The sequence below is a fragment of the Thalassovita autumnalis genome (genome assembly GCF_001458255.1).
In the GTDB taxonomy this organism is placed as follows: domain Bacteria; phylum Pseudomonadota; class Alphaproteobacteria; order Rhodobacterales; family Rhodobacteraceae; genus Thalassobius; species Thalassobius autumnalis.
On record NZ_CYSB01000025.1, the window covers coordinates 247,042 to 270,639 of the forward strand.

The 23,598-nt window shown below is 59.7% G+C and carries 24 protein-coding genes; 15 read left to right on the forward strand and 9 right to left on the reverse strand.

What is annotated here, in order from left to right; all coding sequences use genetic code 11:
- Positions 1 to 3: 3 nt before the first annotated feature.
- From TL5118_RS07215 to lptF, 3 genes are read right to left on the reverse strand one after another with little or no spacing between them, the layout of a single operon-like run.
- Positions 4 to 2,166, reverse strand: a complete 2,163-nt coding sequence (locus TL5118_RS07215) for an LPS-assembly protein LptD (RefSeq protein ID WP_082626131.1) — start codon at positions 2,164 to 2,166, stop codon at positions 4 to 6.
- Positions 2,163 to 3,260: an LPS export ABC transporter permease LptG gene (gene lptG / locus TL5118_RS07220; protein WP_058241980.1), complete on the reverse strand. Its 1,098-nt coding sequence runs from the start codon at positions 3,258 to 3,260 to the stop codon at positions 2,163 to 2,165. Before lptG ends, TL5118_RS07215 begins: the two co-directional genes overlap by 4 nt.
- Entirely contained in the window at positions 3,257 to 4,396 is a 1,140-nt protein-coding gene (gene lptF / locus TL5118_RS07225; protein WP_242601751.1) for an LPS export ABC transporter permease LptF, read from the reverse strand. The genes lptG and lptF overlap by 4 nt, the downstream gene beginning before the upstream one ends.
- 128 nt (positions 4,397 to 4,524) lie before the next feature.
- Between lptF and TL5118_RS07230 the strand changes: the two genes are divergently transcribed.
- Positions 4,525 to 5,994, forward strand: coding sequence for a leucyl aminopeptidase (locus TL5118_RS07230; RefSeq protein ID WP_058241982.1), 1,470 nt, complete (start codon positions 4,525 to 4,527; stop codon positions 5,992 to 5,994).
- A gap of 6 nt (positions 5,995 to 6,000) precedes the next feature.
- Positions 6,001 to 6,465 carry a DNA polymerase III subunit chi gene (locus TL5118_RS07235; RefSeq protein WP_058241983.1) on the forward strand — a complete coding sequence of 155 codons (465 nt, stop codon included), beginning with the start codon at positions 6,001 to 6,003 and terminating at the stop codon, positions 6,463 to 6,465.
- 56 nt (positions 6,466 to 6,521) lie between these two features.
- On the opposite strand, the gene TL5118_RS07240 is transcribed toward TL5118_RS07235, so the two are convergent.
- A complete protein-coding gene (locus TL5118_RS07240) occupies positions 6,522 to 7,079 on the reverse strand; it encodes a lipid-binding SYLF domain-containing protein (RefSeq protein ID WP_058241984.1) in 558 nt (185 codons plus the stop codon).
- Between the two features lie 173 nt (positions 7,080 to 7,252).
- Positions 7,253 to 8,257: a porphobilinogen synthase gene (hemB, locus tag TL5118_RS07245; RefSeq protein WP_058241985.1), complete on the reverse strand. Its 1,005-nt coding sequence runs from the start codon at positions 8,255 to 8,257 to the stop codon at positions 7,253 to 7,255.
- Between the two features lie 185 nt (positions 8,258 to 8,442).
- Between hemB and TL5118_RS07250 the strand changes: the two genes are divergently transcribed.
- Together TL5118_RS07250 and mfd are read left to right on the forward strand one after the other, a co-directional pair.
- Positions 8,443 to 9,015, forward strand: a complete 573-nt coding sequence (locus TL5118_RS07250; RefSeq protein WP_058241986.1) for a hypothetical protein — start codon at positions 8,443 to 8,445, stop codon at positions 9,013 to 9,015.
- Between the two features lie 7 nt (positions 9,016 to 9,022).
- On the forward strand, positions 9,023 to 12,502 hold the full coding sequence (gene mfd / locus TL5118_RS07255; RefSeq protein WP_058241987.1) for a transcription-repair coupling factor: 3,480 nt from the start codon (positions 9,023 to 9,025) through the stop codon (positions 12,500 to 12,502).
- Between the two features lie 29 nt (positions 12,503 to 12,531).
- Here the strand turns inward: mfd and TL5118_RS07260 are convergent, their stop codons facing one another.
- From TL5118_RS07260 to TL5118_RS07275, 4 genes are read right to left on the reverse strand one after another with little or no spacing between them, the layout of a single operon-like run.
- A complete protein-coding gene (locus TL5118_RS07260; RefSeq protein WP_058241988.1) occupies positions 12,532 to 13,689 on the reverse strand; it encodes an HD domain-containing protein in 1,158 nt (385 codons plus the stop codon).
- Complete coding sequence (locus tag TL5118_RS07265) at positions 13,673 to 14,140, reverse strand: hypothetical protein (RefSeq protein WP_058241989.1); 468 nt, start codon at positions 14,138 to 14,140, stop codon at positions 13,673 to 13,675. Before TL5118_RS07265 ends, TL5118_RS07260 begins: the two co-directional genes overlap by 17 nt.
- Positions 14,137 to 14,376: a hypothetical protein gene (locus TL5118_RS07270; RefSeq protein WP_058241990.1), complete on the reverse strand. Its 240-nt coding sequence runs from the start codon at positions 14,374 to 14,376 to the stop codon at positions 14,137 to 14,139. Before TL5118_RS07270 ends, TL5118_RS07265 begins: the two co-directional genes overlap by 4 nt.
- Positions 14,376 to 15,032, reverse strand: coding sequence for an alpha/beta hydrolase (locus tag TL5118_RS07275; RefSeq protein ID WP_058241991.1), 657 nt, complete (start codon positions 15,030 to 15,032; stop codon positions 14,376 to 14,378). Before TL5118_RS07275 ends, TL5118_RS07270 begins: the two co-directional genes overlap by 1 nt.
- Before the next feature lie 162 nt (positions 15,033 to 15,194).
- Between TL5118_RS07275 and iscR the strand changes: the two genes are divergently transcribed.
- The 11 genes from iscR (at position 15,195) to TL5118_RS07325 (ending at position 23,564) form a co-directional block, all read left to right on the forward strand.
- Entirely contained in the window at positions 15,195 to 15,656 is a 462-nt protein-coding gene (gene iscR / locus TL5118_RS07280) for a Fe-S cluster assembly transcriptional regulator IscR (RefSeq protein ID WP_058241992.1), read from the forward strand.
- Between the two features lie 6 nt (positions 15,657 to 15,662).
- Positions 15,663 to 16,706, forward strand: a complete 1,044-nt coding sequence (locus TL5118_RS07285) for a cysteine desulfurase family protein (RefSeq protein WP_058241993.1) — start codon at positions 15,663 to 15,665, stop codon at positions 16,704 to 16,706.
- A 26-nt stretch (positions 16,707 to 16,732) separates the two neighbouring features.
- Positions 16,733 to 18,268: a Fe-S cluster assembly protein SufB gene (gene sufB, locus TL5118_RS07290; RefSeq protein WP_058241994.1), complete on the forward strand. Its 1,536-nt coding sequence runs from the start codon at positions 16,733 to 16,735 to the stop codon at positions 18,266 to 18,268.
- 3 nt (positions 18,269 to 18,271) lie between these two features.
- Complete coding sequence (locus tag TL5118_RS07295; RefSeq protein WP_058241995.1) at positions 18,272 to 18,679, forward strand: hypothetical protein; 408 nt, start codon at positions 18,272 to 18,274, stop codon at positions 18,677 to 18,679.
- Positions 18,676 to 18,846: a hypothetical protein gene (locus tag TL5118_RS21350; protein WP_165590028.1), complete on the forward strand. Its 171-nt coding sequence runs from the start codon at positions 18,676 to 18,678 to the stop codon at positions 18,844 to 18,846. Before TL5118_RS07295 ends, TL5118_RS21350 begins: the two co-directional genes overlap by 4 nt.
- Entirely contained in the window at positions 18,843 to 19,157 is a 315-nt protein-coding gene (locus tag TL5118_RS07300; RefSeq protein WP_058241996.1) for a heavy metal-binding domain-containing protein, read from the forward strand. The genes TL5118_RS21350 and TL5118_RS07300 overlap by 4 nt, the downstream gene beginning before the upstream one ends.
- Before the next feature lie 85 nt (positions 19,158 to 19,242).
- Positions 19,243 to 19,998 carry a Fe-S cluster assembly ATPase SufC gene (sufC, locus tag TL5118_RS07305; RefSeq protein WP_058241997.1) on the forward strand — a complete coding sequence of 252 codons (756 nt, stop codon included), beginning with the start codon at positions 19,243 to 19,245 and terminating at the stop codon, positions 19,996 to 19,998.
- Positions 19,998 to 21,281 (forward strand): Fe-S cluster assembly protein SufD, encoded by a 1,284-nt coding sequence (gene sufD / locus TL5118_RS07310; RefSeq protein WP_058241998.1) that lies wholly within the window; start codon positions 19,998 to 20,000, stop codon positions 21,279 to 21,281. The genes sufC and sufD overlap by 1 nt, the downstream gene beginning before the upstream one ends.
- Positions 21,281 to 21,775 carry a hypothetical protein gene (locus tag TL5118_RS07315; RefSeq protein WP_058241999.1) on the forward strand — a complete coding sequence of 165 codons (495 nt, stop codon included), beginning with the start codon at positions 21,281 to 21,283 and terminating at the stop codon, positions 21,773 to 21,775. The genes sufD and TL5118_RS07315 overlap by 1 nt, the downstream gene beginning before the upstream one ends.
- Positions 21,765 to 22,343 carry a YIP1 family protein gene (locus TL5118_RS07320; protein WP_058242000.1) on the forward strand — a complete coding sequence of 193 codons (579 nt, stop codon included), beginning with the start codon at positions 21,765 to 21,767 and terminating at the stop codon, positions 22,341 to 22,343. Before TL5118_RS07315 ends, TL5118_RS07320 begins: the two co-directional genes overlap by 11 nt.
- A complete protein-coding gene (locus tag TL5118_RS07325) occupies positions 22,344 to 23,564 on the forward strand; it encodes a cysteine desulfurase (protein ID WP_058242001.1) in 1,221 nt (406 codons plus the stop codon). It begins immediately after the preceding gene.
- Positions 23,565 to 23,598 lie beyond the last annotated feature (34 nt).

Here is a 23,598-nt window from a genome sequence, read left to right on the forward strand (position 1 = left end):
GTTTTAGTTCCTGCAACTGCGCGTATAGCTGTTATCTGTTTTGCCTGTGGTAAACCCGGTCAGGTTCACGGTGAAATCTACCGATGTCGATGCGTCGACGTTAGTGGATGTGGTGAAGCGGCGCGAGAGGGAAAGCTGCGCGTTCACACATTCATTACGGTAATTCAGCCCCAATTTCGCTTCGGCCAGGCTATCACCCGCCACATCGTAGCGCCATTCGGTGGACCCGGTCCAATGCTGGGCAAAGCGGTAGCGGCCATCAATGGCCCATTCCGATATGGTTTGGGTGCGATCTTCCACCGGGTCCTTGCCCAGCCAGACGTAGGAGGCTGAGACCGCCGAATAAGCGTTGGACCAATCGGCGCGGGCCTCCGCCTTGTCGACCTCCAGACCGTTGTCCAAAAGCGTACGGGCCGAGAAGGCGAAGCCGCTGTCCAATTTCAGATGTCCCGCAACCAGCAGGTCAGAGTAGCGCCCGCTGAGGCCCGAGGTTTGCGAAAACTCGGTTTGGGCTTCATCGCGGTAGATCTGACCGAGGGTCAGCGAGGACCACAGCCGGTCACTTTGACGGGTCCAGCGCAGGCCAAGCGCGGCCTGTGCGCCGCGTTCACGACGGTCTTCGCCGGTGAAGCGTGACAGCGACAGGAGGTTGCCGTCGTCCAGCTCACTCCGGGTGCTTTCCTCGTTGGGGATGCCATCGTTGCTGCCACCAACCCAGCCAACCATCGCCATCGGCTCCAGCAGGTGGCGGACGCCATTGGCGTTTTGCTTCATCAGCGGCCAGCGCAGGGTGACCTGCGTGCTGGGGGTGACCTGAGTCATCGTGTCAGAGCTGCTGCTGTCCTGCGCGACCGAGAAGCCATCGACGGCAACCCCCAGCGCGTATTCCATCCGCAGACCGTAGGCCAGGATCCAGTCACGACGCCAATTTGCGGCAATATTGGCGCGACGGACATCGCGACCCAGAATATCCTCATCAGAGTAGCGGAACAGGGTGCCGACGGCCGCACTTGTCGTCAGCTCACCGCCAAACCGCAGCGGCTGATAGCGTTTTTCCCAATAGCCATTGGTCACGATGGTCGGCAGCTGCGAATTGTCTTCGTCTTCACGCAGGGTCTGATAGGTGGTGAGCGCGCCGCGCATATACTCATCCCGGCGCACCCGGCTGATCGCCACCTCAGAGGCAAGCCGGTCCCGGGTGGAGTAGTCATAATCCAGCAGATAGGCGTTATCAGTAACCGCCTGCACCTGCAGATCCAGCTTGAAGTCCCGCGCCAGATCAAATTGCCCTTCGCCGAAGAGGTAGCCACGGTTGGCCGCTTCTAGCGAGTCGTCAGACACCGCGCCCTCCACCGTGATCCGCCCATTGCGGAAGGCCTGACGGTAGCGCAGTTCCAACGTGCGGGTTTGGGGTGACACATAGGGTGTCAGGGTCAAATCGCGGTGATCCCCCATGCGGATGAAGTATGGGATCCGGATGCCCAGACCCAACTGGCTGCTTTGTTTCAGCGACGGGATCAGAAAGCCCGAGGCGCGATCCAGCGTGGGATCCGGCAGACGCAGACGCGGCAGCCAGAGGATCGGCACGTCCAGCACCCGCAGCTGGGCGTTGTCAAAATAGAGCTGACGTTCTGCGGTGTCATGGGTCGTTTTCTGCGCCCGGATTTGCCACAGCGGCGGGCGGCCGGTTTCACATACCCGGCAGGAGGTCGCGGCCACCTTGTAGAGCTGCGAATAACGCCCACCGACGCGGCTCAGCTGGTTGGCGGCCAGCTGGACCCGCTGATCGATGATCATACGGGCGCCCAGCATCATGCCGTTTTCGAACTTTGAATCCAGCTGCGCAGACCCGGCAAGGATCTGCACGTCCTTGCCATCATCAAGGGTGATTGGCCCCTCAATGGTCAGCTTGTCCTCTTTGCGGTCATAGGTGACCTTACTGGCCCGCAAACGCTGGCCGTCATGAAACACCTCAACATTGCCGGCAGCGATCAGCAGGTTGCGCCCCTCAACGCGCAGGCTGTCGGCCACCAGAACGGCGTTCTGCGTGGTTTCTGCAGGCGTCAGCGCCGCAGATTGCGCCAGCGCCACGCCTGCAGGCATCGCGGCAAGTGGCAGGCCGATCATCGCAGCGGCCACAAGGGATTTCAGCTGGCGTTTTGTCATCCGTCTTCCATATGCAATAGCAGTCCAAGCGCCAACATCACTGCGGCCACCGGGGGTGTCCACGCGGCAATGTAAATCGAAATTTGTCCATTTTCACCAAGGATTTGCGCGAAGTTGCGGATGTAGTAAAGGCCAAATCCCAACATGATCGAGGTCAGCACCGCCAGACCAGTGCGGCCAAAACGGCTGTGGCGCATGGTAAAGGCAGAGGCGATCATCACCATCGCCACCAGAAACAGCGGCCGGGCCAGTTCGCGCTGCAGCCAAACCGCATGTCGACGGGCGGAAAACCCAGCCTCGCCTAGCTGATCAATGTAGGCGGGCAGGTCCCAGATTGAGATTGTGCTGGGCACGCCAAAACTGTCACGGATCCGTTCCTGGGTCAGGTTGGAGGCGATGCGCATCTCCGCCCGTTCTTCGGCGGCGGCTTCGGGGTTGTCGGTGGCGACCAGCGGCCAGATCTTCGCATTTGTCAGCCGCCACTCGCCACGGGCCAGTTCGGCGCTTTCGGCCTCAATCCGGCTGCTGGGGCCCTGTTCGGAGCGGTAGTTCAGGAAGGTGACATCATAAAAGATGGTGCCAGAGGTATTGGCGCGGGACGCCCGGATCACGGTTTGACCACCTTCGCCGCCCTGACGCAGCCACAGGCCTTCGGCGCTGATCGAAAACACCTGCGAGGTGCCGCTGCGATAGCTTTCATAAAGCGCCTCATAGCGTTTTGAGGTGGTGGCGACGATTGGGTTGAAGACGGCCACGGCGATGACACCGATCATGGCAGCCACCAGCAGCGGTGACAGCAGGCTGCGCATGGCGGAGCGGCCAGCGGCACGGGTCACCACCAGTTCGGACGAGCGGGCAAGTCCCAGGAACAGGCTGATGGTGGTCAGGATCATCACTAGAGGCAGAATGTCGTAGAGCGCCTTTGGCGTGTTGAGCAGGGTCAGCTCAAAAATCTTGCCCAGGGGAATGCCGCGAGCCGAAAACCGGCTGATCTGTTCGACCAGATCAATCAACAGCATCAACAGGAAAAACACGCCTAGTATGCCGGCAAAGATGGTGGCGAATTTCCGCGCAAAATACAGATCCAGCCTCATCCGCTCACCTCCGCGCCCGTCGGCTGCGCCCTGCGGCGGCGGCCGCGTGGACGGGCGGCGATCTGCAGCATCACGGCTGACATCGCAAGACCCACGATGGAGGGTGCATAGACCAGCGGCCACATCTCGGCATTTGCCCGCACCGCGTCGGTGGCCAGACCCTCGACCAGTTTCACGATCACCAGCAGCACCAGCGCGCCGACGATCTGGCGCCAGACGCCAAAGCGGGAAAACTGCCCCAGCAGCAGGGTGGAAAACCCGATCAACGCCGCCGCGAGGCAGAGGAAGGCCTGATTGACCCGGAAATGCAGCTGCTCCACCACGAAAGCGCGGCTTTTGCGGGTTTCTTCGGCAACCTTATCGATCTGGCCGATCAACTCCCATGTCGGACGGTGCTGGGTGTCCCGCCGGCCACTCTTGGGGCTGCCAAGCAAGGCGCTGATATCATATGCGAAATCGTCAAAGGTGGTGGTGAACAACCGTTTGTCAGATGCCATGTAGCTCTGCGCCAGACCGTCGACCATCACCAGTTTCACCACACCCTGATCCTGAATCAGAAAGGCCTGATTGGCGGTGTAGCTCAGCGCCCGCTCTGGATCGCGCCGGTCCGACAGGAACACATCGTTCAACGCCCCATCCTGAGTTATTTCGCGGATATAGAAGGTGATGCCGTCTGCCGGATGCAGGAAGGTGCCCTCGGTCAGCAGCCGGGCTGTGATGTTGCGAGAGATTTCATTTTCCCGCTGTTTCATTTGATCCAGACTGATCGGCACCAGCATATGGGTCAGCACAGACATCAAAACGCCGATTATCAGCCCGTAGTAGACCACGGGCCTTGCCAGCCGCCACGGGCTGAACCCGGTGGCCTGCATCACCACCAGTTCGGATTCGTTGCTGAGGCGGTTGGTGACATAGACGGAGCCTGCAAAAACCGCCATTGGCAGCACCAGACGGATCACATTCGGCAGGGTCAGCGCGGTAAATTCAAGGAAGACAAAGGCCGACTGCCCGTCGCCGATCAGCCGATCAAACAGCCGCACCGCCTGATTGATCCAATAGATCGACACCAGCACCAGCGCAAAGAAGCCGAACAGCACCATAAGCTGCGACAGCATATATCTGTCGAATCTCGACAATTGGCCCCCCAAGGCAGTCTTGTTCTTGTGCCGGACACTACTGCAACTTGCGGCGGGGGAAAACTGCTATCTGGCATTGTCGGCGGGTCGGCGCTAGATGTTTGAAAACACCTTGAGGGAGCAAGACCATGACTGCACCGATTTCCGTGACATTTGAAGCCACAGAACTGGACCCGATCGCCACCGCCGAAGGCCGCGTGGCGGTGATTGTGGACGGCGAAGGCAAGCTGGATCCGGCGGGCCGCCGCATCAATAAACTGACCCGTGGCGCCCTGGCGCGTCTGGCGGAGGCTGATCGTTTCGCCAAGGCCAAAGCCGGTGATGTGATCACACTAGCCTTCCCTGTTGGGCTGGCCGCCGAAGCGGTAGACGTCGTAAAACTGTCGCGCCGCCCCTCGGTTGAGGAGGCGCGCAAAGCTGGCACCAGCCTGGCACGTGCCAAAAGTGGCGCGGATCTGCTGCTGGCCGCCGGAAACACCCGCCATGTGGAAGAGATCGGTCTGGGCATCGCGCTGCGTGAATACAGCTTCACCGATCACAAAACCGCCGACAGCGAACCGGGAAAACCGGCCCGCATCATGTGCACCAAACACGAAGAGGCCAGCGAAGCTGCAGCCCCGCTGCTGGCGATTGCGGACGGCGTGTTCTTCACCCGCGACCTGACCTCGGAACCGGCCAACGTGCTGACAACCACCGAATTCGCCAACCGCCTGGATGCGCTGAAAGCCATCGGGCTGGAGGTTGAGGTTCTGGAAGAGGACAAACTGGCAGAACTGGGCATGGGCAGCCTGCTGTGTGTCGGGCAGGGCAGTGACAGCCCATCCAAAGTGGTGGTGATGCAGTGGAACGGTGGTGAAAAAGACGCGGCCCCGCTGGCGCTGGTCGGCAAAGGCGTTGTCTTTGATACTGGCGGGATCAGCCTGAAGCCGGCTGGCGGCATGGAAGAAATGACCATGGACATGGGCGGTGCCGGTGTAGTGGCGGGCGCGATGAAATCGCTGGCCCTGCGCAAGGCCAAAGCCAATGTCGTGGGCCTTGTTGGCTTGGTGGAAAACATGCCCTCGGGCAATGCAACCCGTCCCGGCGACGTGGTGACTTCCATGAAGGGTGACACCATAGAGGTGATCAACACCGACGCCGAAGGGCGCCTCGTGCTGGCAGATGTACTGTGGTACGCGCAGGAGCGGTTCAATCCTGCCGGTGTGATCGATCTGGCGACGCTGACCGGCGCGATCATCATTGGCCTTGGCCATGAAAACGCTGGCGTCTTCTCGAACGATGATGACCTGTGCAAAGGCTTCCTGAAAGCGGCTGAGGCCGAGGGTGAGGGCGCCTGGCGGATGCCGCTGGGGCAGGCCTATGACGATCTGCTGAAATCGCCGATCGCCGATATGAAGAACATCGGCGGGCGTCCAGGCGGTTCCATCACCGCGGCGCAGTTCCTGCAACGCTTCATCAAAGAAGGCACCCCTTGGATCCATCTGGATATCGCAGGCGTGGCCAGCGTAAAGGGCGAAACCCGTTATGCGCCGAAGGGGTCCACCGGTTGGGGCGTTCTGGCGCTGAACCGTTTGGTTTCTGACAAGTTTGAGGGTTAAACCTTTATGGGTGCTGCATATTTCTATCATCTGACCCGGGCGCCGCTGGACCAAACCCTGCCGATGCTGCTGGAGAAATCCCTGCAGGCGGGGTGGCGTGTGGTGGTGCGCGGGCCGGATGAGGGGCTGATGCATCATCTGGATCTGAAACTGTGGCAGGGGGCTGATGACAGCTTCCTGCCGCATGGCGTTGCAGGTGGCGCGCAGGATGCGCTGCAACCGGTTTTGCTGGGGCCGTCGGTGACGGCTGCCGACAACGATGCATCCTGCCTGATGTCCGTCGGCGGCGCGAATGTTTCGGCTGAGGAGGTGCAGGCGCTGGATCGGGTCTGTATCCTGTTTGACGGGCTCGACGAACAGGCGGTGCAACACGCGCGCACCCAGTGGAAAGCGCTGACCGGCGCGGGCTGCGCGGCTCAATATTGGTCTGAGGAATCGGGCCGATGGGAAAAGAAAGCCGAAGCCGGATGAACAAAAAACGCGCCCGGATGAGGCGCGTTTTTCATTTTGAATTCAATCGCTTGCGATCAGGGGATGATGCGGGTGTATTTCACACCTTCCAGGGTGGCGCCCGCCATCAGGCCAGCCTGACCAAAGATCAGCGCCACAACGGGTGAGGTTGCGGTGGTGGTGTCCGCCCGCAGGTTGCCGCCCTGATCGTTCAGCGCATATTCCACATCGGCACCGGCTGCCCAGCCCGAGGAATGGCGGAACCGCATCAGCGACTCTTCGGTCATGAAGAACAGCACATGCGCAAACTGCTGCGCACCGATCTGCAGGCCAAAACTGCCTTTGGTCGCCGAATAATAATCAACGGTGATGCCATCTACCCGCAGGGCGCCACGGCCATATCCGCCACCAAAGCCAAAGCCGGCCTCGGTGATCAGCGGCATTACCAGCTGACCGTTGGACTTCTCAGCCAGATCGCGGGTGTTTGGGTAGCGCGAGTAGAGGTAGTTCAGCGTCTTATCAACGCGTGCATCGATTTTGGGGCCGCCGTTGGCGCCGACGCCGTTGCTACAGGCCGCGGTGAGGCCCGCGCCTGCCATGGCCAGGGTAAAGCCACGTCGTGTGAAATTGGTCATTTGATCTGCCCGTTATTGCCTGTTGTCTATGGCCCCGCCAATGGCACGGCCCGCTCACTCCGCCGGGTCTGGTGCCCGGTCGTCTGCCAACCACTATAGAATGTGGCAGCGGCGCTGTCACTTCCCTTTAAGGCTTGTGCAGGGTTTCGGCGGCTTTTGGCAGGAACGGCGGTTTAGCCGTTGTTCAGAACCCGCGCGACCTCGGGGGCGAAATAGGTCAAAACCCCGTCACATCCGGCGCGTTTGAAACACATCAGGCTTTCCAGCATCGCCTTATGACCATCAATCCAGCCGTTCTGCGCGGCGGCCTGGATCATCGCGTATTCACCTGAGACCTGATAGGCAAAGGTGGGCACGGCAAAGCGCTCTTTGACACGGCGACAGATGTCCAGATAGGGCATACCGGGTTTCACCATGACCATATCCGCCCCTTCCGAAAGGTCGCGTTCAATCAGACGCATCGCCTCGTCGCTGTTGGCCGGATCCATCTGGTAGCTTTTCTTATCACCCTTCAGGTTGCCGCTGGCGCCAACCGCGTCGCGGAACGGGCCGTAAAAGGCGCTGGCGTATTTGGCCGAATAGGACATCAGCATCACGTCTTTGTGGCCGTTTTCCTCTAGCACGCGCCGCATGGCGCCAATTCGGCCATCCATCATGTCTGAGGGACCAATGATATCAACCCCGGCCTCGGCCTGGCTGAGCGCCTGTTTGACCAGCGCCTCAACGGTTTCATCGTTGAGGATCTTGCCGCCCTCAACGAATCCGTCGTGGCCATCGATGTTGTAGGGATCCAGCGCCACATCCGACATGATCGCAATCTCAATCCCTGCATCGCGGATCGCCTTGGTGGCCCTGTTTGACAGGTTGTCTGGGTTCCAGGCCTCAGCGCAGTCTTTGGTTTTCAGGCTGGGATCGGTGTAGGGAAACAGGCAGATCACCGGGATGCCCAGATCCGCAGCTTCCCGCGCGGCCTCAACGATTTTGTCAACCGAGCGGCGCACAACACCGGGCATTGAGGTGACAGGCTCTTCCACACCTTCGCCGTCGCGCACAAAGACCGGCCAGATCAGATCGCCCGTGGTCAGGGTGTTTTCCCGCACCAGATCGCGAACCTGCGCCGATTGGCGGAGCCGGCGGAACCGGGTGAGCGGGTAGGGAGCCTGGCCTGCGTAAGACATGCTGCGGGACCTTTCTGATCGTCTGTGGGTTCGGTTTGTCGGTGGCGCCCCCACAGGTCGCGGAAAACGCACCGATTTTTGCCGTCGTTTTGTCATGGGTGGCATGGAATTTCCTGCACCTCAAGGGTAGGAATTGCCGCGCTGTCGCAGTATTCAGTCGAAACGAGCGTTTTGGGGCAGAGAATTTGACCTGGTACACCTACCTGAATGAAATGATGGACCTGCGGTCCTTTTCCAACCTGTGGTTCTGGATTGCCCTTGCTGTGATGTGGTCGTCGGCCAGCCATTGGGTGCTGGGCGTGCCCTATGACATGGTGGCCCGCGCTGCACGTCATCAGGGTGAGGCCGAGGCAGATCTGGAACGGGTGGCCTATAGTTTTGTGGCCCGGCGGCTTTATGTGGCTGAGGTGGCAGGCACTTGGTTGGTGGTGCTCAGCAGTTTTGTGCTGACCTCGCTTCTGGTGCTGGGCTGGGGCTATGACATTGAAATTGCGCAGGCGCTTTCCTTGTTGGGCACCCCGATGACACTGGTTTGGGTGATCTCACAACGCGCCGCCCAGCGCATCGCCCGCGAGGAACAGCGCGGTGCTACCTTGCGCCGCACCCTGTCGCGGCTGCGGATCTGGATCCAAGTGATCGGCATGGTGTCGATCTTCGTAACCTCAGTTTGGGGCATCTACACCAATCTGGTGCGCCACCTCGACAATAACTCTTTCAAAGCTGAGGCTGTTGAACTGCTCCAGCCCACGCAGAAGTGAATACACCATGGCCCAATCCAGCCATAGCCCAAACCAGATCACCACCGGCGGCGCGCCAGAAGGCTACGACGCCCAGCTGATCCTGCGTGAGATTGCCAAGGCCGATGGGCCGGTGATCCATGTGGCACGTGATGACAAACGTATGGCCGCAACCGAGGCTGCGTTGCGCTTCTTTGCGCCGGATATGCCGGTGCTGCGGTTTCCGGGCTGGGATTGCCTGCCCTATGACCGGGTCAGCCCCAACGCCGATATTTCTGCTGCCCGTATGGCGACGCTGGCCGCGCTTGTGCATGGCGCGCCCAAACAGTTTGTGCTGCTGACCACGGTCAGCGCAGCGATGCAGCGTATTCCGGCGCGTGAAGTGCTGAAAGAAGCGGCCTTCACCGCGCGGGTTGACGCACAGGTTGATGAAGAAGCGCTGCGCAACTTCTTGGTTCGGATGGGGTTTTCGCAATCACCCACCGTGATGGAACCGGGCGATTACGCGATCCGCGGCGGCATCATTGATATCTACCCGCCGGGCGAAGGTGGCCCGGTGCGGCTGGATCTGTTTGGCGATGTGCTGGATGGCGCCCGCCGTTTTGATCCCGTCAGCCAGCGAACCATCGAAAAGCTGGAGGTGGTTGAACTGGCCCCGGTGTCTGAGGTTATTTTGGACGATCCGGCAATCCGACGCTTCCGCCAGAACTACCGCATCGAATTTGGTGCCGCCCGCACCGATGATCCGCTTTATGAAGCGGTCAGCGCCGGGCGCAAAACCCAAGGGATCGAACATTGGCTGCCGTTCTTTCACGAACGGCTTGAGGTGCTGTTTGACTACCTGCCAAAGGCCACGGTGACGCTGGACGATCAGGTCACGCCATCGCGCCTCAGCCGGTTTGAAAGCATCGAAGATCAATATGAAACCCGGCGCCATGCCATGGGACAAAAGGGGCGGTTGGATACGGTCTATAAACCGGTGCCGCCGGGGCTGATGTATCTGGATGATGCGGGATGGGATCAGGCCATCGCAGATCACCGGGTGGTGCAGTTCCATGCGCTGTCACAGGCCTCTGGCCCCGGGGTGGTTGATGCCGGCGGCCGTATCGGGCGCAACTTCTCCCCCGAACGTCAGCTTGAAAACGTCAATCTTTTCGAAGCTTTGGCCGATCACATTCGCAGCAAGCTGGAAAAGGGTCCGGTTCTTGTCGCCTCCTACTCCGAAGGGGCGCGGGAGCGGCTTGAGGGGCTGTTGGAAGATGAGGACCTGATCGGTGCCGTGTCCGTGCGCGATGTTAAAGGCATCGGCAAACACGGGCTGCATCTGGCGGTTTGGCCGCTGGAACACGGGTTTGAAACGCCCGATCTGACGGTGATTTCGGAACAGGATGTGCTGGGCGACCGGCTGATCCGCAAGCCGCAAAAGAAACGCCGCGCGGAAAACTTCCTGACCGAAACCCAGTCGCTGACACCGGGCGATCTGGTGGTGCATGTGGACCACGGGATTGGCCGCTATCAGGGGCTGGAGGTCATTCAGGCCGCGGGCGCAGCGCATGAATGTATCCTGCTGGAATATGCCGAAGCGGCAAAACTGTATCTGCCGGTCGAAAACATCGAGCTGCTGACCAAATACGGCCATGATGAGGGGCTGCTGGATCGCCTCGGTGGCGGCGCGTGGCAGGCGAAAAAGGCCAAGCTGAAAGAGCGCATCCGCGAGATGGCCGATCGCCTGATCCGGGTGGCGGCAGAACGTGAGCTGCGCAAAGCCCCGGTGCTGGAACCGCAGCACCACGCCTGGGAAGCCTTCAGCGCGCGCTTCCCCTATCAGGAAACCGACGATCAGCTGCGCGCCATTGAGGATGTGCTGGGCGATCTGACCTCAGGCCGTCCAATGGACCGCTTGGTCTGTGGTGACGTGGGCTTTGGTAAGACCGAGGTGGCGATGCGCGCTGCCTTCATCGCGGCCATGGCTGGCATGCAGGTGGCCATCGTGGCACCAACCACGCTGCTGGCGCGGCAGCATTACAAAAGCTTCGCCGAACGGTTCCGTGGCTTCCCGCTGGAGGTGCGGCCGCTGTCGCGCTTTGTCACTGGCAAGGAGGCCTCAGCCACCCGTGACGGGCTATCGCGCGGCACGGTGGATGTGGTTGTGGGCACCCATGCGCTGCTGGCCAAAAACATCCGCTTTAAAAACCTTGGCCTGTTGATCATTGACGAAGAACAACACTTTGGCGTGGCCCATAAGGAGCGGCTGAAACAGCTGCGCAGCGACATCCATGTGTTGACCCTGACCGCCACGCCGATCCCGCGCACATTGCAATTGTCCTTGTCCGGTGTGCGGGATCTGTCGATCATCGGCACGCCGCCGGTCGACCGGCTGTCGATCCGCACCTATGTCAGTGAATTTGATGGCGTCACCGTGCGCGAGGCGCTGCTGCGTGAACATTATCGCGGCGGGCAAAGCTTCTACGTGGTGCCCCGCCTGTCGGACCTGCCCGAGATAGAAGAGTTCCTGCGTGAACAGGTGCCAGAGGTCAGCTATATCACCGCCCATGGCCAGATGGCGGCAGGCGAGCTGGATGACCGGATGAATGCCTTCTACGACGGCAAATATGACGTGTTGCTGGCCACAACCATTGTGGAAAGCGGGCTGGATATTCCCACGGCCAACACGATGGTGGTGCACCGCGCCGATATGTTTGGTCTGGCGCAGCTCTATCAGATCCGTGGCCGTGTTGGCCGATCCAAGGCCCGTGCCTATGCCTATCTGACCACCAAACCGCGCCAGAAACTGACTGCCACAGCGGAAAAACGTCTGCGCGTGCTGGGCTCACTCGACACGCTGGGGGCTGGTTTCACCCTGGCCTCGCAGGATCTGGACATTCGCGGCGCCGGCAACCTGCTGGGTGAGGAGCAATCCGGCCAGATGCGCGATGTGGGCTATGAGCTTTACCAGTCGATGCTGGAAGAGGCGATTGCCAAGATCAAAGCGGGCGAGTTGGAAGGTCTGAACGATGGCGATGACCAATGGGCGCCGCAGATCAACCTTGGTGTGCCGGTGCTGATCCCCGAAGACTACGTGCCGGATCTGGATGTGCGTCTGGGATTGTATCGCCGGCTCAGTGGCTTGTCCGGTAAAGTTGAACTGGAAGGTTTCGCAGCCGAGCTGATTGATCGCTTCGGCAAGCTGCCGAAAGAGGTCAACACGCTGATGCTGATCGTGCGCATCAAAGAGATGTGCAAAAAGGCTGGCATCGCCAAGTTGGACGGCGGTCCAAAAGGGGCCACCATCCAGTTCCACAATGATAAATTCGCCTCCCCCCAAGGGTTGGTCGAATATATTCAGGCGCAAAACGGGCTGGCCAAGGTCAAAGACAACAAGATCGTGGTGCGCCGTGACTGGAAGGCCGACAGCGACAAGATCAAAGGCGCCTTTGGCATCGCCCGCGATCTGGCCGCCAAGGTAATTGAGGAAAAGAAGCGCCTGAAAGCCAAGGCCAAAGGGTAAGGATGGGGGCGACGCCCCCCAGTCCTGGTTTATTGGGCCAATGTCGCCAGAAAGGCCTTCACCCGCGGGGCTACCCAATCCTGCAGGGCGGGCGCGCCATTTGCGATTTTATGGCCGACCTTTTCCAGGAACATCTCATAGGTGACGTTGTAATCCACCCAGGAGCCGCCTGAAGAGGCCAGGTTTTGGTTAGGGGCCTGAAACCGGTCGAGCGATTTGGCAAAGACGGCGTCGGGGCTTTCATTGGCCTCAAACTCCTGCCAGATCGCCAGCATCTCGGCGCCTTGGGCAGCGGGCAGCCGGCCAAAGAGTTTTTGAGCCGCTTCCAGCTCCTCCGCCTCTTTGGCGGCAACGTCGTAATCTCCGAAAATAGGTGCATCCCCGGCGTCGATTTCCACCAGGTCATGCAGCAAGAGCATGGTGATCACCCGGTCAAGATTGATCGCATGTGGCGCATGTTCGGCGAGGATCAGCGCATAAAGCGCCAGGTGCCAGGAATGTTCGGCCGAGTTTTCAAACCGCGATCCTCCGGCGATCCGGGTGGCGCGGTAGACGGGTTTCAACCGATCACATTCGTTCAGAAAATCAAGCTGTTGGCTCAGATCCCCCTCAGGCAGCGCAGTGCCATCAAGGCGAGCACGCACCTGTGCAAACATGGCAGGCCAATCCTGGTGCAGATCTTTGGCGCGCCCCTTGGCAAGGTTGTCCTCAACCACCTCAATATGGTCGGGCAACGGTGCGGCGGGGTTGGCGGCCTGCAGCATCGGCTGCACGTGATCCATCCGTTTGGCACCCCGTGCGGCAGAGGTTTCAGCCGCCTCAAACTGATCCCAGAGCGCGCGCATCTCAGCAGATTGATCGGCAGGCAGCAGCCCAAACAGACGATCGGCAGCGGCGGCTTCGGCCCGCGCAACGGCTTCGGCATCATGATCCAGATGGATCGGATGATCGCCCGCATCGATTTCCACCAGATCATGCAGCAGGATCATTTTGATCGCGTCAAACCTATCTTCGGCACGCGCCAATTCGGGGATATCCATGATCAGCGCATAAAGTGCGACGTGCCAGCTGTGTTCGGCCGAGTTTTCGGGTCGGGACAGGTCCTGCAGCGCCGATTGGCGGTCTACCTGTTTCAATTTGCAGGCCTCGGTCAGGAAGGCCATCTGCGCATCAAGTCTTGGGGTCATGTCGCGGTTTTATCCATTGCGGGAGGTAAGCCGCACTCATGGCCAGCAAAGTGCCCACAGGTGCGAGGAGGAAGAGGGTGAAAAGCCCTTCGGTGCCTTTGCGATCACAATCATGCTGGCCGCTGATGGGCAGCAACAGGATAAGGGCGAGAGCCACGAAGAGCAGATAGGCGATCAGCAGCGGGCGGCGGGGCCGGCCAAGCCAATAGGTGGCAAAGACCAGACCGGGGGCAAAATGCAGCAGGAACAGGTAGGGATCGCCAAAGGGTGGCGTTAGGGTTTCCAGGAGAACCGGCATCAGTTCACCCGGGCCCAGCAGTGACGGCATGGGGGGTCGAATGCCATCTGCATAGGCGAAACAGTGGAACCAGTCGCGTTCCCCCAGCGCCAGCAGGAAGGACAGGCCAAAGCCGGTGATCAGGCAAAGAAAAAGGGCCGTTGCGGCCCTCATCCTTTTTGCGCCTTCTGGCTGGCAAGATAGTCTTTCAACTTGTCCTGCAGGAAGCTGCGCGCGCGTTTTTCCGCCAGCCGCACCCGCACGGCCGTCATGTAGGCCTCTTGCGTGGTTTGGGATGAGGCGCCCAATTGTTTGGCCACCTCATCGATCAGACGTTCATCGCCGGTGGCCTCGGCCGCCTCGATGGTGTCTTTGGCCAGCGCGTCAGCCAGATCCTCGGTCACGCCCATTAGCGGGTGTTCTCAGTCAGGCGGCGTTTCACGTAGTCGGAAACCGACCCAACCATCGTGTCCATGTGTTCGGGCTTTTCAAAGAAGTGACCCGCACCGTCGATCTGTTCGTGGGTGATGGTGATACCCTTCTGTTCATGCAGCTTGCTGACCAGCGTTTCGGTGTCTGAGGGTGGCGCAACGCGGTCGGCGCTGCCGTTGATGATCAGACCCGAGGAGGGGCAGGGTGCCAAGAACGAGAAGTCATACATATTGGCCGGTGGCGCCACCGAGATGAAACCGGTGATTTCCGGACGACGCATCAGCAGCTGCATGCCGATCCAAGCACCAAAGCTGAAGCCTGCGACCCAGCAATGTTTCGAGTTCGAATTCATCGACTGCAGGTAATCCAGCGCCGAGGCGGCATCAGACAATTCGCCCACGCCTTGGTCATATTCACCCTGACTGCGGCCAACCCCACGGAAGTTGAAGCGCAAAACGGTGAAGCCCATGTTGTAAAAGGCGTAGTGCAGGTTATAGACAACTTTGTTGTTCATGGTCCCGCCGAATTGCGGGTGCGGATGCAGGACGATGGCGATGGGCGCGTCGCGGTCTTTCTGCGGGTGATAACGGCCTTCTAGGCGGCCTTCCGGACCGGGAAAAATGACCTCGGGCATGTGTCGCCTGTCTCCTTTACGTCTGTGCTGCGGGTTATTCTTGACGAATTCCCTCATACACTTTAGAACAATTCTAAACTACCGCCCCTTGCACCGGGCGGGTGCAAGCGAGATAAGCCCTGCAAGCCTTATCGTCAATCTTGTTCGCAAGGGAAGAGAGCTGTGAAATTAAGTACTAAAGGCCGTTATGCCATGGTAGCGCTTGCAGATATCGCTCTGCAGCCGGAAGGGGAATTGGTTTCCCTTGGTGAAATTTCCAAGCGCCAAGATATTTCGCTGCCGTATCTGGAGCAGCTGTTCGTGAAATTGCGCCGTGCCGGGCTGGTCGAATCGGTGCGTGGACCGGGTGGCGGATACCGACTGGCCAAGTCCACCCATGAGATCCGCGTTGTTGAGGTTCTTTCGGCAGTAGATGAAACCGTAGACGCCATGCACAAAGGGGCAGGGGCGTCCGGTGCGCTGTCGGGATCCAAGGCACAATCGGTGACCAACCGCCTGTGGCAGAGCCTGTCGGCGCATGTCTATGTCTTCCTGCATCAGACGCGCCTGTCGGATGTGATCTCCAACGGTTTGGCGCCCTGTCCGGCGGTGCCGGATCTGTTTGCTGTGGTGGATGAAGAGTAACCTGAGATGAAACGCGTCTACCTGGACCATAACGCAACTACACCGCTGCGGCCTGAGGCGCGCGACGCGATGATTGCGGCGATGGATATCGCGGGCAATCCTTCTTCGGTGCATTCCGAGGGGCGCGCGGCAAAATCGCTGGTGGAAAAGGCGCGGGCACAAGTGGCTTCGGCCCTTGGCGCGGATGGCGCGGATGTGGTCTTCACCTCCTCTGCAACAGAGGCGGCTGCGCTGTTTTGTGCAGCGCAAAAGCTACAGGGTGCAGATGTCGAACATGACGCGGTGGGGGCTTGGATCGATCCCAGCCTCAGCGTTGATGAAAACGGTCTGGTCACCGTCACCGATCCAGGTCAGAGCACCTTGCAGCTGGCCAATTCGGAAACCGGCGTGATCCAGACCCTGCCGGAAGGGCTGGCGCTCAGCGATATGACGCAGGCCTTTGGCAAGCTGCCACTGGCTTTCAACTGGTCCGGCTGTACTGCTGCATTGATTTCAGCCCACAAGCTGGGCGGCCCCAAAGGCATTGGTGCGCTGGTGATCAAACGCGGCACCGATGTTGCGGCGCAGCTGAAGGGCGGCGGTCAGGAAATGGGGCGTCGCGCAGGCACAGAAAACACCATCGGTATTGCCGGTTTTGGCGCTGCGGCTGAGGCGGCAGCGCGGGATCTGGCGGACGGTGCATGGGATAAGGTGGCGCAGATCCGCGATCGCATGGAAGCCGCCATTGCAGAGGCCGCACCGGATACTATTTTTGTAGGGCAGCGTGCAAACCGCCTGCCCAACACCAGCTGCTTTGCCACCCCCGGATGGAAGGGGGAAACACAGGTGATGCAAATGGATCTGGCAGGCTTTGCCATCAGTGCAGGATCCGCCTGCAGCTCGGGCAAGGTGCGCGCCAGCAAGGTTTTGACCGCCATGGGCTATGGCGAAGATGTGGCCAGCTCTGCCATCCGGGTATCCTTGGGGGTGGAGACGGCCGAAGAAGATGTGATGCGCTTCGTGGAGACGTGGCTGCAGAAACGAAAAAAATTCCACGCCCGCGCGGCGTGACGAAAGACGCGAACAGGAGAAGACAGATGGCTGCTTTGGACAATCCCACCGGGATGGATCAGGTGAAAGAAGGCCTTGACCAGGAAACGGTTGACGCTGTTCGCGAGGTCGGTGGCAAATACAAATACGGCTGGGAAACCGAGATCGAGATGGAATACGCCCCCAAAGGGCTGAACACCGATATCGTCAAGCTGATTTCCGACAAGAACGATGAGCCCGAGTGGATGACCGAATGGCGTCTGCAGGCGTTTGAGCGTTGGGGCAAAATGGAAGAGCCCAAATGGGCGATGGTGAACTACCCTGAGATCGATTTTCAGGATCAGTATTACTATGCCCGCCCCAAGAGCATGGAAGAAAAGCCCAAGTCGCTGGATGAAGTGGATCCCAAGCTGCTGGAAACCTATTCCAAGCTGGGCATCCCGCTGAAGGAACAGATGATCCTTGCCGGTGTTGAAGGCGCTGAGGACGCGCCGTCTGAGGGCCGCAAGGTTGCGGTGGACGCAGTGTTTGACTCGGTCTCAGTGGGCACCACCTTCCAGGCTGAACTGGAAAAGGCCGGTGTGATCTTCTGCTCGATCTCCGAAGCGATCAAAAAACACCCCGAGCTGGTCAAGAAATACCTCGGCACCGTGGTTCCGGTGACCGATAACTTCTACGCCACGCTGAACTCGGCCGTCTTCTCGGATGGCTCCTTTGTTTACGTGCCGCCGGGTGTGCGCTGCCCGATGGAACTGTCGACCTATTTCCGCATCAACGCAGAAAACACCGGTCAGTTCGAACGCACGCTGATCATCGCCGACAAAGGCTCCTACGTTTCATACCTCGAAGGCTGCACCGCACCGCAGCGGGATACCGCGCAGCTGCACGCCGCCGTGGTGGAAATCATCGTCGAAGAAGACGCTGAGGTGAAATACTCCACCGTTCAGAACTGGTTCCCCGGTGACGAAGAAGGCAAAGGTGGCATCTACAACTTCGTGACCAAACGTGCTGACTGCCGTGGTGCTCGCTCCAAGGTGATGTGGACCCAGGTGGAAACCGGCTCGGCCGTGACCTGGAAATACCCCTCCTGCATCCTGCGCGGCGATGACAGCCAGGGTGAATTCTACTCGATCGCGATTGCCAACAACATGCAGCAGGCCGACACCGGCACGAAAATGGTGCACCTTGGCAAGAACACCAAGTCGCGCATCGTGTCCAAAGGTATCTCGGCGGGCAAGGCGCAGAACACCTACCGTGGTCTGGTCTCCATGCATCCGAAAGCCAAAGATGGCCGTAACTACACCCAGTGTGACAGCCTGCTGATTGGTGACAAATGTGGCGCTCACACGGTGCCGTATATTGAGGTCAAGAACAACTCGGCCCGGGTCGAACATGAAGCAACCACCTCCAAGGTGGATGATGACCAGCTGTTCTACTGCCGCCAGCGCGGCATGGACGAAGAAGAGGCGGTGGCGCTGGTTGTGAACGGCTTCTGCAAAGAGGTGCTGCAAGCCCTGCCGATGGAGTTCGCGATGGAAGCCCAGCAACTGGTTGCCATCTCGCTGGAAGGCTCTGTGGGGTAACGGATGCTGCGTCTGGCGCTTTCAATTGCTTTGCTGGCGACGCCTGCACTCTCCCGTGATCTTGCGGGGGAGTTTCAGGAGTTGTTCGTAAAAATTGAATGCGCTGGATCGGAAGTGTCGGCGGAAACCTGGGGTGAGATCACCAAAGAGCCGTATCTACACTGTGCGCGCGCGGCCAAAGCAATGGTGTTTACGATGGATCAAGCATATCGAATGCGTTCGAGTTGCCCTCATCCGTTGACTTACACCCGGTTTGTTCAAATGGCGTTTGACTGTTCTGCGGAGTTTCGCGGTGTTGCTGGTGCCTCGGCATCTCAAGTGCACAGCTGCTTCGTCGAACGCTTCAACGAAAAGTATTCGCCTGCCAGCGTTCACTATTGCTCTGTGATCGAGCAGGAGGCCAAGAAATGATCGCCCTGATCCCTGCCATGCTGACCGGCCTGTTCTGTGCCGTGTTTGCCTTTGTTGCCAATGCGGTGCTGAGCATGACGGGCATGTGGGCGGGCATCGGGCTGGCCTTCATCTCGGGCTTTTGCGGGTCAATGTTTGCTACTTTCGTGTTGAGGAAAAAGAAATGATCGTCACCACCACCAATGCGGTCGAAGGCCGCAAGATCGTGGATTACCGCGGCATTGTTGTGGGCGAGGCCATCGTCGGCGCCAACATCGTGCGGGATTTCTTTGCCGGTATCACCGATATCGTCGGTGGCCGCTCGGGCGCTTATGAGAGCAAGCTGCAGGACGCCCGCGACACGGCACTGCGTGAACTGGAAGAGCGCGCCGCCACGAAAGGCGCCAGCGCTGTGGTCGGTGTGGATCTGGATTATGAGGTGATTGGCGACAGCATGTTGATGGTGTCGGCCTCCGGCACGGCTGTGGTGCTGGATTAACTGAACTGAGGTGCGCGCCGCTGCGCGACACCGCGAAATGATGCGCCCCAAGGGGCGCCCCGAAGATAGGAAAAGGAACGCGAAAATGTTGGAAATCAAGAACCTGCAGGTCAAACTTGAAGAAGAGGACAAGCAGATCATCAAAGGTCTGGACCTGACCGTGGAAACCGGCAAGGTGCATGCGATCATGGGGCCGAACGGCTCGGGTAAATCGACGCTTTCCTATGTGCTGTCGGGCAAAGACGGCTATGAGGTCACCGGCGGCGAAGCGCTGCTGGAAGGCGAAGAGATCCTGGAAATGGAAGCTGAAGAACGCGCCGCCCTGGGCCTGTTCCTGGCGTTCCAGTACCCGGTGGAAATCCCCGGTGTGGGCAACATGACCTTCCTGCGCACCGCCGTGAACGCACAGCGCAAGGCCCGCGGCGAAGAGGAAATGTCCTCGGCCGAGTTCCTGAAAGTGGTCCGCGCCAAAGCCAAAACACTGAAGATCGACGCCGACATGCTGAAGCGTCCGGTCAATGTTGGCTTCTCAGGTGGTGAGAAAAAGCGGAACGAAATCCTGCAGATGGCCATGCTGGAGCCGAAGATGTGCATCCTGGATGAGACCGACTCGGGCCTCGACGTGGACGCAATGAAACTGGTGGCAGAAGGTGTGAACGCCCTGCGCAACGAAGGCCGTTCCTTCCTGGTGATCACCCACTACCAGCGTCTGCTGGACCACATCAAACCCGACGTCGTGCACATCATGGCAGACGGCAAGATCGTGAAAACCGGTGGCCCTGAGCTGGCACTGGAAGTTGAGAAAAACGGCTACGCCGACATCCTGGCGGAGGTGGCATAATGGCGCTGCCGCAAACCAAACTGGACGCAACCGAGGCCCGTCTGGCAGCGCTGACGCTGCCGGCTGGTCCGGCGTGGCTGACTGAGCTGCGCGAGGCCGCGCTGGGGCGTGTACGGGCGATGGGCCTGCCGGGCCGTCGTGACGAATATTGGAAATACACCCGCCCTGACACGCTGGTACAGGCCGAACCTGTGCCTGCCGCTGTTTTCGAAGCGGATGAAGCGCCGGTGTTTTCCACGATCGACGCGCTGCGCATTGTCTTTGTTGATGGTGTCTTTGACGCCGAGGCCAGCGATGACTTGGCCGCAGAAGGTCTGAAAATCACCCGCCTTGCCGATGCCCCGGATATCCATTGGGCCAAAGACCTCTACGGTCAGCTGGAAGTCAACGGCCAGACCCCGGTTGAACGTCCGCTGGCGGCGCTGAACACGGCCTTTGCCACCGATGGTGTGCTGATCCGGGTGACCGGTGAGGTTTCGCGCCCGGTGAACCTCAGCTACTACCACAAGGCCGAAGCGTCGGATGTGGTGCTGCACCATGTGGTCAAACTGGAAGAGGGCGCCTCGCTGACACTGCTGGAAAACGGCCCGGCTGCGGCGCGTTTCAACAAAGTCTTGGAAGTTGAGATTGCCGACAACGCCAAGTTCAATCACGTCCGCGCCCAAGGCCGCGACCATGAACGCCGTGCCGCGACGCACACCTTCACCCGTCTGGGCACCGAAAGCGCGTTTAAGTCGTTCACGCTGACCGCAAATGGTGTGATGACCCGCAACGAATGTGTGATTGAGCTGACCGGCGATGATGCCATTGCGCATGTTGCAGGTGCCTGCATGGGCGACGGCGATGATTTCCACCATGATGACACCGTCTTCATCACCCATGACGCGCTGAACTGCGAAAGCCGTCAGGTGTTCAAGAAGGTGCTGCGCAACGGTGCCACCGGAGTGTTCCAGGGCAAAATCCTTGTGAAAGAGGGCGCACAGAAAACCGACGGCTACCAGATCAGTCAGTCACTGCTGCTGGATGATGACGCCCAGTTCCTGGCCAAGCCGGAACTGGAAATCTACGCCGACGATGTGGCCTGTTCGCACGGCTCGACCTCGGGCGCGATTGATGAGGCTGCGTTGTTCTATCTGAAGTCACGTGGCGTCCCCACGGATAAGGCAACGGATCTTCTGGTTCTGGCCTTCCTGGCCGAGGCGGTGGAAGAGATCGAAGCCGAAGAGCTGCGTGACGAAATCGTTGGCCGTCTGGAAGGCTGGCTGGAACGTCGGCGCGGCTGATGTCGGTGACGCAAGATATCGTCGCCACCTATAAGGGGCCGGGCCGCGTTGTGGCCCGGCGTCTTGCCATGGGGCAACGCGAAGATAGGGCGCTGGCCATTCTGATGGCGGGTTGCTTTGTTGTGTTCATTGCACAATGGCCGCGGCTGGCCCGGCAGGCGCATCTGGAAGGGCAGGAGCTGAACATGCTCCTCGGGTCCACATTGCTGGCCTGGGTCTTCATCATGCCGCTGTTTCTCTATGTGATGGCCTTTGTGGTGCATATCGTGCTGCGTGGCTTTGGCGGCAAAGGCAGCTCATATGGGTCACGTCTGGCGCTGTTCTGGGCGCTCCTGGCCTCGACCCCGGTGATGTTGTTTTACGGCATGGTTGCGGGGTTCATCGGTACCTCGACAATCCTGTCGTTGGTGGGCATTTTGTGGCTCGGCCTCTTCGCTTGGTTCTGGCTGGGGGCCCTGGTCAAGGTCCATTGGGGAGGCACGGATGCTGCCTGAACTGAAACAACTGGCGGTGGACACCCTGCGCGATCCCAAAGGCGCGGCCCCTCGGGTGCTGGCGCTGGGGCTGCCGCAGCAGGTCTGGTGGAGCATTCTGGCGCTTGTCGTAGTGCTGAACGCGATGGTCTACGGGCTGTTCCTGTCGTTCCAGCCCCCGATCGGTATCCTGCCACAGATCACCAACAACCCGATCGGCTACGCGCTGGCCACTGGCGGCATGTTTGTTGGTTTGACCCTGCTGTTTGACCGGATCGGACGAGCCCTTGGCGGGCAAGGCAATCTGGCGACGATGCTGGTTGTGGTCACCTGGCTGCAGTCGGTGCAGCTGATCGTTTTGACCGTGCTCAGCGTTCTGGGGCTGATTGTCGCGGGGCTCGCCTCGCTCTTGAGCCTTGGCTTCTCGCTCTATTTCTTTTGGATGCTGGTGGTGTTCCTGAACGAAGCCCACCGGTTTGACTCGCTGGGCAAAAGCTTTGCATTGCTGCTGCTAGGCCATCTGGGCGCGGCTTTCGCGCTCTCCTTCCTGTTGCTTTTTGCGGGCATTGCCCCTGTAGGACCTGTCTAAATGTATGACGTCGCCAAAATCCGTGCTGATTTCCCGATCCTGTCGCGTGAAGTGAACGGCAAACCGCTGACCTATCTGGACAATGGCGCCTCGGCCCAGAAACCGCAGGTGGTGATCGATGCGATCACCAAGGCCTATGCTGAGGAATACGCCAATGTGCACCGTGGCCTGCACTACCTGTCTAACCTCGCGACCGAGAAATACGAAGGGGTGCGCGGCATCATCGCGCGGTTCCTGGGCGTGAAGGATGAGGATGAGATCGTCCTGAACTCCGGCACCACGGAAGGCATCAACATGGTCGCCTATGGCTGGGCCATGCCGCGGATGGAAGCAGGCGATGAGATCATCCTGTCGGTGATGGAACACCACGCCAATATCGTGCCCTGGCATTTCCTGCGCGAACGTCAGGGGGTGGTGATCAAATGGGTCGATGTGGATGCCTCAGGCAATCTGGATCCGCAAAAGGTACTGGATGCGATCACCCCAAAGACCAAGCTGATTGCGGTCACCCAATGTTCCAACGTGCTGGGCACGGTGGTTGATGTCAAAGCGATCTGTGACGGCGCCCGCGCCAAAGGTGTGCCGGTGTTGGTCGATGGATCGCAAGGCGCGGTTCATATGCCTGTCAATGTCGAAGAGATCGGCTGTGATTTCTACGCCATCACCGGCCACAAACTCTATGGCCCCTCCGGCTCCGGCGCGATCTTTGTGAAGAAAGAGCGCATGGCCGAAATGCGCCCCTTCATTGGCGGCGGTGACATGATCAAAGAGGTCAGCAAAGAGGCGGTGATCTACAACGATCCGCCGATGAAGTTTGAGGCCGGCACACCGGGCATCGTCCAGACCATCGGTCTGGGCGTGGCGCTGGAGTACATGATGGATGTCGGGATGGAGGCAATCGCCGCCCATGAGGCGGATCTGGCGGCCTATGCCAGCGAACGTCTGAACGGGTTGAACTGGCTGCATCTGCAGGGCCGGGCCAAAGGCAAGGCGGCGATCTTCTCATTCACCATGGCAGGCGCGGCGCATGCCCATGACATCTCGACCATCCTTGATAAAAAGGGCGTTGCCGTGCGTGCCGGCCATCACTGCGCCGGGCCGCTGATGGATCACCTGGGCGTTTCAGCCACCTGCCGGGCGTCTTTCGCGATGTACAACACCCGCGCGGAGGTCGACACTTTGGTTGAGGCATTGGAACTGGCAAACGACCTGTTCGGCTAAACAAACAGAGCTCTGATGGCGGGTCAAAAAAACC